Origin of the sequence: Lactiplantibacillus sp. YT640 (assembly GCF_049745435.1) — a bacterium.
Taxonomy (GTDB): domain Bacteria; phylum Bacillota; class Bacilli; order Lactobacillales; family Lactobacillaceae; genus Lactiplantibacillus; species Lactiplantibacillus plantarum.
Map to the genome: position 1 here is coordinate 1 of NZ_JBMNVY010000046.1, position 11,717 is coordinate 11,717.

Here is an 11,717-nt window from a genome sequence, read left to right on the forward strand (position 1 = left end):
AAAAAAAAAGTTTTGCGATTTTTGCTGCCACGTTACTCTTGATCTCGTCTTTTCTAACACTATCAAATGTCAAAGCTGACACTATCTCTCTTGCAGTTACACAAGAAGAAAGTGTAACAGATTTGTTTTCTAAAGCTAATAAATATGTCACTCTCAAAGGAAAGTTTTTCGTTTTAGATAAAACGGCTGAAAATCTTTTTACAAATTCGGAAATAGAAAAAATTAACACACAGATTTCCCAAACTAACAAAATGCTAGATGAAACTTATTCAGCTGAAAACGCAAAAAAAATCGTAGAAGTCAATCATAGCAATAATACCGTTTTAATTGATCCAGATAATCAAGATAATTACCAAAATGTGGAGGCTCTAACTAGAAGTCGATATCATCAAGGTGTCAATAGTGTTTCAGTACACTGGAATTATATTTTGATCAAAATAAAGAAGAGTACGCTTAACAACATTAAAAATGGTTCAATAGGTGCTGCTGGCTATTTAGCCGGTAAATTTAAAAACATATACATTGCAATAGCTGCCTCAGCAATCGTTGGTGTATTATCAGCTAACTCAATAAAGGGTGGTATGTGGTTTAGAGTCCACACCTACGTTTACACTGCATTAGAAGGGTGGGGGTGGCAATGAGAATCAACAAAGCAATGTGGACTATCATCATAGGAATCCCATTATTTGCAGGACTCCTTCAGCTGATATTTCCAGATTACAATGTTAATTGGTATTCAGTATGGACTGTTGAATTTATAGTAATCGTCCTAAATATAGTTGATTTTACATGGAATTTTCTCAAAAGGAAAAAGAATACCAAGTAAAATCTAGGCGCAGTCTTCACAAACTTAGTTGTAATAGTAATATGAAGGAATAGAATGATGATTCATGCTATACCCCAGAAGAAGGAGTACGCGAAACGGCTATTAAGTACTATATGCCAGCTTTTGCACGTCGTGTTTTAAACTAATAAGTTATTGATTGATAATTTTTAGTGAGCTATAATTAGTGAATTCGAAAATTTGGTCAGTCTACCTTTTTCTGGTCATATTTTCAAACTTGGAAAAATATACCTTGTATCTGGATTTAATAATGTCCTTTTAATGAAGGTCTGAATTAAGCTTTCTTTCAAGTTATGAGCGGCAGCCCTGTCAAGCTGATAAGGAAATTTTTCTAAATAGATTTATGAACAGTACGCAACAGCTCAATTCATTTACGAATTGAGCTGTTGTTTTTGTTAAAAGCAATGATATATTGTGAGGCCAGGGTAAACATGTCAAATGGTTAATCGTTTCTACTTCACAGTATTTAAGTTGTGTTCAGCCATTAAATTGACATATGACTTCATTATGAGTGATATAGGCGATATACTAGTACTTACCAAAGACTGTATGGCGTGGTGGCGAATGTCGGCACTTGTTTCGTAGTTTTTAAGCCTGATTATTATTAGATTGACAGTGGTTGATAGTTCATTATAGGCGACCATTGCTTGACAACTGCTTATGAATTGTCAATCAACCGCAATAACACGCACACCACAATAATCCACGTCTTTCTGATCGCCAAACTGCCGCATGACCTCGCCGTGCGTGACGCAGGCGATGCAATCGTAAGATGCGGCATACTTATTCAAAGTTGCCAAAACTCGGGTCTTCATTTCAGCTGCCGATTCGTAAGGGAGGGGACTAGCGGTGGTGCGTTTGCCGGCGTGTTGGCGATAGAGCTTGTAGGCCGTGGCCGCTTGTTCATCGGTATCAGTCCGACTACCCGTGTTATCGGGCAGCCACTCGTGTAATCCAAGGTCGACCTTTAGTGGAATATCATTAAAACGCACGATTTCCAGTGCCGTTTGTAAGGCACGCGTGTAGGGTGACGACAGAATTAATTGGACTTGTGCAAATAACGGCTGCTGGGCGCATTGTTGTGCCAGCATAATACCACGGTCGGTTAAGCCGCCGAGTTCACGGCCGAAACCAGTTAATCCAGCTGTAGTGACCTGTTGGTAAGTTGGTTCGGAGTGACGAATGAGATAGACTTTCATCGATTAGGACTTCCTTCATTGGAATTATAATGATTAATTTCATTATAGGCACCTTTGATCAGAAAAAACGACACTTCATTTTTCGAAGTGTCGTTTTCGTTAGACCTAATGACGCTATGATTGCCGATGTTTACCATAGAACCCGAACGTGACGACGGATAATAACAGTCCTAGGATGACCGCTAATTTGCCAGTCTGTTCGTCGGTTTGTGGTAACTGGGCTGAGTGTTCAGTGACGGGACTCGTTGTTTTGACCAAACTTGCCTGGGCGGCCGCGGGTTTAAGCGCTGGTTTCACGGTCGCTGCTGGTTTTACAGCTACCGCTGGTTGAGTCGGTTTAATACGATCCGGCTGCGTTACGGTCGTTCCTGGTTCGTTAGGCGTCTCGGGTGTGGTTGGCTCAACCGGCTTAGTCGGTTGTTCCGGTTCTTCGGGATCAATAATATCGTCGGTACCAGCCGTGTCAGTTGCTTGGTAGACGTACGTGACGTCCACGTTATCAGCAGTGAAGAGACCCGTGGCATTTTCCGGCTGACCAACGAGTTCATGATCAGTGAACGTCAGGGGCACGGTTTGATAAGTGGTTCCCGTCTTGCCGCTCAGCACGGTTGGTTCGTTTAGTTTAATGCCGTCCTTGGTCACGTAATGCACCGTAACGGTTCCTTGGGTATCTGGAATCGTGGGGGTGTTTTCAGTGTAAACGTAGGTCACAGTCTTCGCGGTAGTTCCGAACGTCCCACTGACGTCACCCTGCACAGCCTTGAAGGTGTAACCATCGATAACCAGCTGTTTAGTCGAGTAGCTGTCACCCAAATAACCACTGAGAACAACGTCAGGATGGATAGACTTACCATGCTCATCCAGATACTTGACAGTGACGGGTAGCCCTGCCGTCCGTTCGTAGACGTAGGTCACAGTCTTCGCAGTAGTCCCAAATGTCCCATTGACATCGCCTTGAACAGTTTTAAAGGTATAACCATCGATAGCGAGTTGTTCGGTCGAGTAGTTGTCACCCAAATAACCGCTGTGAACAACGTCAGGATGAATAGACTTACCATCTTGGTCCTGATACTTGGCAGTGACCGGCTGTCCAGCTGTCCGTTCGTAAATGTAAACGACGCGTTGCGGCTGTGCAGTATAGGTCCCAGTCGTGTTACCCTGTGTCGATTTTACCGTATAGCCGTTAATGTTCAGCGGCGACGTTTCATAGGGCTGTCCTAATTGACCTTGACCGCTTAATACGTTATCGGCGGCTAACTGCTGGCCGTTTTCATCTAAATACTGAACCGTGATGTCACCCGCATCCTCGCGAGTGTAGACGTAGATGACAGTTTGCGCTTGGTCGCTGAATTGCCCAGTAGCGTTCGCTGGCGTTTGAAATAAGCGATAGTTTTCAATCGTCTTGGCGTTCGTCTGGTAGGGGCGACCTAGCTGACCGTTACCGGTTAGGATGTCGTCGGGAGCTAAAGTCGTGCCGTTAGCGTCCTGATACTTCACCGTGATATGGCCAGCATTCGAGCGCGTATACTGGTAAATAACAGTTTGCGTGTCGGTTGAAAAGGTCCCAGTGGCGTTCGCGGGTGTGGCGACTAGGTAAAAGTTAGGAATTGAAATGGCTGCCGTTTGATAGGCTGTTCCTAACTGCTCTTTGCCGTCTAAAAGCTTGTCGGGTGCTAGTGGGTTACCAGCACTATCTTGATACTTAACAACGATCTGGCCAGCATCGCGGCGCACATAGACGTAAATGACCGTCTGTTCCTGGTCTGTGAAAGTGCCCGTGGCGTTTGCCGGCGTTGTCATCAGGGTGTAATTTTCAATGCCTAGTGGTTCAGTCGTATAAGTTTGGCCGAGTGATTGGGAGCCGGAAACTGTCTTATCGGGCTTTAATTGGTGTCCCTGCTTGTCTTGATATTTCACCGTAATGTTACCGGCGTCTAAGCGGACATAGACAAACGTGATGCTTTGCGGATCAGTCGTGAAAACGCCAGCCGCATTGCCGATAGTTTGCTGTAATTTAAAATGGTCAAAGGTTGGCGCATCTAAATTGTAGGCGTTACCGAGATTGTGTTTTCCAGGTAGAATTTGCGGTTCGTAGACTAAGTTGCCATTAGTATCGACCATGTGAATCGTAATGTCGCTGGCGTCCTTACGAGTATAGTAATAAGTGACGGTCTGGGCATCCGCCGTGAAGACACCACTGGCATTGCCGACAATGTTCGTAAAGTCATAATTTGGTAGCTCGTCATCAATGCGCTGAGTCGTGTAAGGCTGACCGACGATTCCGTTTAAGGTGAGGTCAGTGGTGACTAAGGATTCACCGGTAAGCGCGTCGACGTATTTGACCGTGATGGGCGCAGCAGTGGCAGCTAAGACATACGGGCGGACAACGACAAAGTTGTTACCGTCAGAAGCGGCGGTCATGAAATAATAATCGTCCATGGGAATAACCGTGGTACCGTTAAAGGTCGGACCTGTTAGTCCGGGTTGCTGGGGCTTCATATTCGTGTAGTAGATATGACCGTTGCTGTCGTAATTACCACCGCCCGCACCGTTAAAGTACCAGCGAACGTAAAGCTGACCGTTTTTGTAGAAAACAGTTTCACCGACGCCATTATTGGGCTTCAGTTGAACCTTAGAGCCATCTGGCAAATAGCAATCAATCGCCAGCGTCGCAATATTATTATCTGCACTAATATAGGCGGGTGGTAAGGTGATAAATTGGTTACTGAATGTGCCTTTCAGATTTTTAAATCCTTTAAGTGGCGAAAAATCTGAAATGTGGTTATAGGCGGCATCGACCTCCGTTAAATTCTTTAAGTTTGCGAGCGGTGAAATGTCCATGATCCGGTTTTGCTGAATATTGACCACTTGGAGTTTTTGTAAGTTGGCTAATGGTGAAATATCAGTGACATCACTATAGTAACTGCCAGACGGTGCGTTCAAGTTGTTGTTGAGCCAGACTGTCGTAAGGTTAGTGGCATATTGCAGTCTTTCTAATGAGTAGGAAGTCTTGCCGTCGATATAAGTGTCCTTGCCATAGTAGGTGGTCAGTAGTAGCATATCTGCCTTAGTGATGTCTGCAGCTGAGTTCCAGGTACGATCTGGGTTCTGTTTGCGCAGTTGACTGAGTACCTCTTGTTGCAATAACGTGTTCGGCATCCAATCGTTAATATTTTCTGACGCGGTGCGGCTAATGGCACGGACGACTGGTTGGTTAGTTTTCAAAACCAGCTTTTCCTGGTTTACATTGGTAACAATTTTATCATCGGTTGACGCTGAGCTAGTCGCTGACTGAGTATTCACCTCGGTGGTAGTGGAGTTGGACGACGCGGGTACGGCTTGCTGGCTTGGTTGCTTGGAAGCTTGATTATCGGTTGTCGTTGCTTTAGCTTGACTATCAGTCGCTGATTCAGTGTTTGATTCGGTAGTTGGTTCAGTAGTTGATGCGGAGGCTGTTTGAGCTGGTGCGGTTTGAGTTGGGTGCTTAATATCTGTGGTCGGTGTTGATTCTGACGTGGTAGTTGCTTGAGATTGTGATGCTGGATTTGCTGATTGTTGTTGTGGGTTGGTGTTCACTGACGACGAGTGCTCAGAGGGACTTCCGGTTGATGTGGTGGGTGACGTGGCTGCGACTGCTGACTGGTCGGATTTTATCGTGGATACTGATGTAGAAGTATCCGCTTTCAAATTGACCTGAGTAGCGTTAACTTGAGTATTCGTATTCAACTGACTGTTGGTCGGTTCGTTGGTTGTGGTCGTGACTGTATCGTCGGCAGCCGCCGCCTGACTGGCAATCGTTAACGTTGTCAGTATCATGGCGGTTGCGCTCGTGATTACCCATCGCGATTGGTGACGTTTATTCTGATTATTAACATTGTTTGGTTTCAAAGATCCCCACTCCTTCAATATACTTATATAATGTCGTTGACAATTTAAGGGTAACATTGTCATTGCCGTTAGTCTAATAAATGATAATTTAATTATTGGGAGCTAATTGTATCTGTCAATGTCAGCTGGCTGCATAATAGTTGACGTAAGCATAAGATTGATTATAATTTAAATGGTAATAATTACTATTTATCAGGAGGCACCCATGATGGAAAAACAAGATTTAGCAAGTGCGCGCAGGCGTCTACGGGGGACCAACTTAAAATCGCGGAAACGCGCATTGAAGATTTTACATGATGCCCGACGTAACGCCAGTAAAGCCAAATAGTATCAGCGAACGTTAGCCAATTTGGCTAACGTTTTTTGTTAGCTGTGCGGTATGATTAAGATACAGGAATGAGCGGAGGACATGTGGATGGAAACAACTTTGGTGATTATTCGGGGAAATTCTGGGAGTGGCAAGACGACGCTAGCGCAGGCGTTGCAACGACGCGTGGGCCATCATACGTTGCTAGTGTCCCAAGATGTCGTTCGTCGCGACATGCTGATGAGTCATGATTACCCGGGAAATATTTCAATTGGTCTGATTGAACAAATTGCGTGTTATGGGCTGGGACGTGTGCCTGTAGTCATTGTGGAAGGCATCTTAGCACGTGATCGGTATGGAAAAATGTTGGCGCGGCTTAGTCAGTCGTTTCCACGCGTCCTTACTTATTATTTTGAAGTGAGCTTTGCCACGACCTTGGCGCGTCATCAAAAGCGTCATCGTGATTTTGGTGTGGAAGACATGCGTCGGTGGTGGCTTCCACATGATACGTTGGGCGTTGCTAACGAAGTCTTAATTGGCGAGCAACAAGATTTAACCACGGAAGTTCAACAAATTATGACTACCATACATGATTGTGACTAAACAACCATGAGTTGATTGGTTTGATCGTGGTTGAGGATTAAGCTGAAATCATAAAGGGGGGCGAGCCAATGTTACTCGCAGCATTATTGAAAACGCGTCGCTGTCAGTATGGATTGACACAGGCACAATTAGCGTCCAAGTTATTTGTTACGACTCAGGCGGTGTCTAAGTGGGAACGCGGAAAGGCGATTCCGTCAATCGATAATTTACTGGCACTGTCGGATCTGTATAATCTATCCTTGGATGAATTAGTGCGTGGTAGTGCTTTCTTTCCAAAGCCATATATTGTTGGTCGACGACTAAGCTTTGGTCGACTTCTGGGTCTCGGATTATTTTGGCTATTTGTTTGTCTATTGTTTACTGGTTTTGGTTATCAGCCGTGGTGGCTCTTTTTATCACTTTATATTGTTGGATTGATTGTGGTCGTTCCAGTGGGAATCAATAGTTACTGGGTGATTCAGCCTGCTACCATTGAGTTGCATACGTATGCTGCATCGACATTGACTAAGTTTCGCCAAATTGTGTTCAATTGTCCACAGCGCCTACTAATCTACTATACGGATCTGCAGCGGGTTACCATCAGTTATCGGTGTCGCAAACGATTTTCACCATTTGATTTCAATCCGGATTATTTTCGATTGATTTTAAAGACCAATGCTCAAACTTATCAGCTAGAATGTGCGTTGAAGGCCAGTGACTATTTACCGCAATTTGTTAGTTATTTGCAACGACAAGGTGTGACGGTTGATGATCCTCAACAAGTTGTGGAATTGTTAGTTTCAGGAAAGTCGTTGTATCAGCATTTTCATACCGAGACTTGATCTTGAGCGGTTGCAACCAACCGTTGCGGTAGCGCTTAAGTGTGTTGCAATGAATTGGTGCACTCAATAGTCTAGTATTGTAATAGAGGAGCGGGTAGGATGAAAATTGTGATTGGCAGTAAAATAAAAGAGCAACGACAACAGCATGAATGGTCCCAGAAGACGGTGGCGGAGCGGTTACACGTCTCACGGCAAACTATTTCCAAGTGGGAATTAGGAAAAAGTTATCCAGATTTAGAGTTATTGGTAGCACTGAGCAAACTATTTGCTGTCTCAACGGATGAGTTATTAGGTTTGAGCAGAAGACCTGTTCAGCGACCATGGTGGCAGTTGTTATTGCGTAAAAGGAGTCGAACAGATATGACGGTGAAATGGTACAGCGGGGGGCAGGATCGGGCACGTGTTGCTGTGGGCATAATTAGTGATTTAGTTGCTAATCTAAATACCACGAATGAGCAACCGTTACGACAGCTGCTGGCAACTTATTATCAGGAACTATTGGAACAACGAACTGGTTCAGTACTGGGAGTATTCGACAGAATGAATTTAGACATCTCCAAATGTCTGCGGCAGCAACAAATCAAACTATCGCCAGAAAATGAGCAACTAATGCAACAGTTGATGGGGTTGAACATGATTCACTATCGTTGATGGATTTTGAAAGTAAAACGCAAACTGTCAAGCATCTAGCTTAATAGATGCTGACAGTTTGCGTTTTATGTTAAAAATCAATCGCAGGATTAAAGGTTTGACAAGCTTGTTCGACTAGATAAGCAATCGGCTTAGCTAGCACGTGACTTGGTAAGTAGGCAATACTAAAATCAAGGCTGAGCTCGCTTGTTGGTAATTTGAACGCATTGATAGGGTACTTGGCTGGTTCAGTGGCTAGTTTTGCCAACATTGCAGTGGCTAGAACAATGCTACCAAGTCCTTGAAGTGTCAAGCTTAGTGCAAAGCGAGAGTTATCGACTTCAATGAGTGGAATCGTTTGGATGCCTTTATCGGCAAAGTAATGGTCAACCAGTTCTTGAAAGCGAGCTTCACCGACTGCGCGGATGACAGGCTCACCAGTCATTCTTGTAAGAATGGTGGGGGTGAACGGTCGCCAAAATTGATTGGACTGATATATTCCGGCTGTTTTTGGAATGACTAAAGACAAAGAAATTGTCTGCAAAGGGATGGTTTTGACGTTAGTTTGATGAATTGTTTTGCCAATAAAAAAGTCTAGCTGATGACTAGCTAGCAACGTTTCTGCTTTTGATGTTGTGATTTCTAGTATTTTAGTGCGAATGTTCGGAAAACGTTGATAAAAAGCAGGTAGTGTTTGACTAAACCAAGCATTAGCCATCGGTGGTGTAATCCCAATCGTCATACTTTGATACTTATTTTGACTGATTTCTTTAAGCTCAGTGTTCATTCGCTGATGGAGACGAGCGTCACTTTGCAAATAAGTCAGTAATCTTTCTCCAGCATAAGTTAATTCAAGTGGATGATGGCCGCGGTCGATTAAGGGGGTCCCAAAATGAGTTTCCGCACTTTTAATTGTGCGGCTAATGTACGGCTGACTGATGAATAAACTTTGTGCAGCTTTCGTCATACTATTGTGCTGTTGAATAGCTTCTAAAAATACTAACAATTTATTTTCCATAAAATCGCCACCTTCAATGCTTAATCTTATTAAAATCAAGTATAACCCATTACTCATTTGTAATAATAGATAATCAGATTGTTATTTCTATAAAAATGAAAGCGGTTATATAATACAGATGTAGTTAAAAAATGATTCTATTTGTGATTTAAATATCAATTTCAATTGTGCTTTAGAATACGTTAAATGGATTCTGAAAGGGTGATCAGCATGCTCAAAAAAATGAATCAGGTTAAATGGGATTATCAATATGATACGGTAGTTATTGGCTTTGGTGGTGCCGGGGCGACAGCAGCGCGGTTTGCGGCGGATGCACATGCGAAGGTGTTGCTCACGGATGCAGCGCCGAATGGTCATGAAGGAGGCAATACCCGTTATTCTGCCCAACTCTTAGGAACGGTAGATAGTTTTGATGAGGGTAAAAAATATTATCAAAACTTAACGGCACCCATGCAATTAGACGATAGTATGGTTGATACTTTCGTAGCGGGCATGGCGAATATGCGCGACTATGTTCAAAAGTATCTCAATGTTGAACCGGTGAGTGTCAAAAATGATTTTACAGCTGCTGATTCTCCAATTTCATTAGACAGTGCAGTTCATGAGTTTCCTGAATTTGATGGAGTCCAATCCTATGACTTTACAACCGTCCATCATGGCATTTTTGATGCAGCTTTGTGGAAAATTCTTCGACAAAAAGTGTTAGATCGGCAGCAACAGATTGATGTCTGGCTTAGTGCTCCGGCACAACATCTGATTCAAGATCCCACTACGAATACAATTATCGGTGTCCAAATCGAACGTCAGCATCGTTTAGTTAATGTTCGAGCTACCAATGGCGTAGTCCTAGCTTGTGGTGGTTTTGAAAATAATCAACAAGCCATCCAGGACTACCTTGGTGCTGAGCACTTGGCACCATTAGGCACGCTGTTTAATAAGGGTGCTGGTATTAAGATGGCCCAAGAAGTTGGCGCGGACTTTTGGCACATGCAAAATTATGAATCACTCGGATTTTTACATGGTCTTTCGATTGCCGTACCACAAGGTGAACGTGGTCGCTTGATTTTAGGCTGGCCGGAAGTTAACCATGGTAGCGTTATTACGGTGGCTGATGACGGTAGTCGGTATTTTGATGAGAGTGAAGCCAACCGGCACGGTCACATTTATGATCATGGAATGTGGCGAGTACCGCGGACAAATGTCCATCCATACCTGGTTTTTGATGAAACTCAGTATCGACAGATGTTAGCAAGTCAATATACGCCGATTAATAATCTCACCGATTTAGTTGTGAAGGCCACTACTCTAAACGACTTAGCACGAGTTATGGAAGTTGATGGTACGGTACTTACCAAGACCGTTCATGATTTCAATTATTTTGTCGAGTCTGGTACTGACTACGCGTTTAATCGGCAGGTTGATACGATGCGGGCATTTGATGGTGGGCCATATTATGCGCTTAAGTTAACAAACAACGTACTTAATACCCAAGGGGGACCACGTCGTAATGACCGGGCAGAAATTTTAGATGCAAATCAGCAACCTATACCGCACTTGTATGGTGCAGGTGAGTTGGGCGGTATTTGTGCAAATCAGTATCAAGGTGGTGGTAATTTAGCTGAATGCCTGATTTTTGGAAAAATCGCTGGTGAAAATGCAGCTAAACCTAAGGAAGAAACGACACAATTAGTCGATGAAAAAGCAGTGGCTAAGCCGGATGCGAATACTAGTGCTTCGGTGCATCAGACTGGTGCCAATGATTTGCTAGCTGAAGCATCACCGGACATCACAGTTGGTGAACACCAATACTTAGGGCGCTCAAATGATGGCATTGGTGGGCAAGTTGTGGTTCGTATCACGTATGTTGACCAACAATTAACTCATGTTGAAGTAGTTGAACAACATGAGACTGGTGAAGTTGGTGGTCAGGCAGTTGCCGAATTGCCGGCAAAAATGGTGGCTGCTAACACTTATGATGTGGATGCAGTTTCCGGCGCTTCTGTATCGAGCCGTGCCATCAAGGCCGCAGTCAAGGACGCGCTATCCCAGGCCAAACAGACCGTGTCAAATGATTAACCACTGATCGCACAACCCACGAATCACCTAGTGCTTTTAGTATCTTTTAGTGCGTAATACCGGTAAACTAGAATTAACAAATTCAATCAATGGAGGCCGCTCATGCGTATTACAAAAACGAGTTTGATCCTCAGCAGTTTATCATTGGTACTCAACACGTTGTCATTGATTATGGCAATTCGCAAGTATCGGTTACAAAATCACTAATCATTAGAAATTCAAAAACACCGCTGTGACTAACGAACGCGGGACTGCTCCGAGTCAAGTAGACAGTTCAAATAATTAAAATAGCTATGCAGTTTTTAGAATGGCATGATTCCGAAATTCTTTC

General features: G+C 43.8%; 9 protein-coding genes. 6 read left to right on the forward strand and 3 right to left on the reverse strand.

Annotation, left to right across the window (positions count from 1 at the left end):
* The coding region (locus ACOV1R_RS14725) for a hypothetical protein (RefSeq protein WP_424744228.1) at positions 1-641 on the forward strand (641 nt) is incomplete at its 5' end.
* A gap of 871 nt (positions 642-1,512) precedes the next feature.
* On the opposite strand, the gene ACOV1R_RS14730 is transcribed toward ACOV1R_RS14725, so the two are convergent.
* Positions 1,513-2,043 (reverse strand): histidine phosphatase family protein, encoded by a 531-nt coding sequence (locus ACOV1R_RS14730; protein ID WP_053267329.1) that lies wholly within the window; start codon positions 2,041-2,043, stop codon positions 1,513-1,515.
* 114 nt (positions 2,044-2,157) lie between these two features.
* Entirely contained in the window at positions 2,158-5,931 is a 3,774-nt protein-coding gene (locus tag ACOV1R_RS14735) for a MucBP domain-containing protein (protein ID WP_097558085.1), read from the reverse strand.
* A gap of 208 nt (positions 5,932-6,139) precedes the next feature.
* Here ACOV1R_RS14735 and ACOV1R_RS14740 point away from each other — a divergent pair, with 208 nt between their 5' ends.
* The 4 genes from ACOV1R_RS14740 to ACOV1R_RS14755 all read left to right on the forward strand — a co-directional run bounded on the left by ACOV1R_RS14740 (position 6,140) and on the right by ACOV1R_RS14755 (position 8,313).
* Entirely contained in the window at positions 6,140-6,259 is a 120-nt protein-coding gene (locus ACOV1R_RS14740) for a putative metal homeostasis protein (protein WP_003645748.1), read from the forward strand.
* Between the two features lie 87 nt (positions 6,260-6,346).
* On the forward strand, positions 6,347-6,841 hold the full coding sequence (locus ACOV1R_RS14745) for a kinase (protein WP_003644055.1): 495 nt from the start codon (positions 6,347-6,349) through the stop codon (positions 6,839-6,841).
* 68 nt (positions 6,842-6,909) lie between these two features.
* Positions 6,910-7,662 (forward strand): helix-turn-helix domain-containing protein, encoded by a 753-nt coding sequence (locus ACOV1R_RS14750; protein WP_021357437.1) that lies wholly within the window; start codon positions 6,910-6,912, stop codon positions 7,660-7,662.
* 99 nt (positions 7,663-7,761) lie between these two features.
* Positions 7,762-8,313, forward strand: a complete 552-nt coding sequence (locus ACOV1R_RS14755) for a helix-turn-helix domain-containing protein (protein WP_021357438.1) — start codon at positions 7,762-7,764, stop codon at positions 8,311-8,313.
* A 70-nt stretch (positions 8,314-8,383) separates the two neighbouring features.
* Here the strand turns inward: ACOV1R_RS14755 and ACOV1R_RS14760 are convergent, their stop codons facing one another.
* Positions 8,384-9,310 carry a LysR family transcriptional regulator gene (locus ACOV1R_RS14760; protein WP_021357439.1) on the reverse strand — a complete coding sequence of 309 codons (927 nt, stop codon included), beginning with the start codon at positions 9,308-9,310 and terminating at the stop codon, positions 8,384-8,386.
* Positions 9,311-9,496: 186 nt separating this feature from the next.
* Here ACOV1R_RS14760 and ACOV1R_RS14765 point away from each other — a divergent pair, with 186 nt between their 5' ends.
* Positions 9,497-11,386: an FAD-binding protein gene (locus ACOV1R_RS14765; protein WP_045352123.1), complete on the forward strand. Its 1,890-nt coding sequence runs from the start codon at positions 9,497-9,499 to the stop codon at positions 11,384-11,386.
* Positions 11,387-11,717 lie beyond the last annotated feature (331 nt).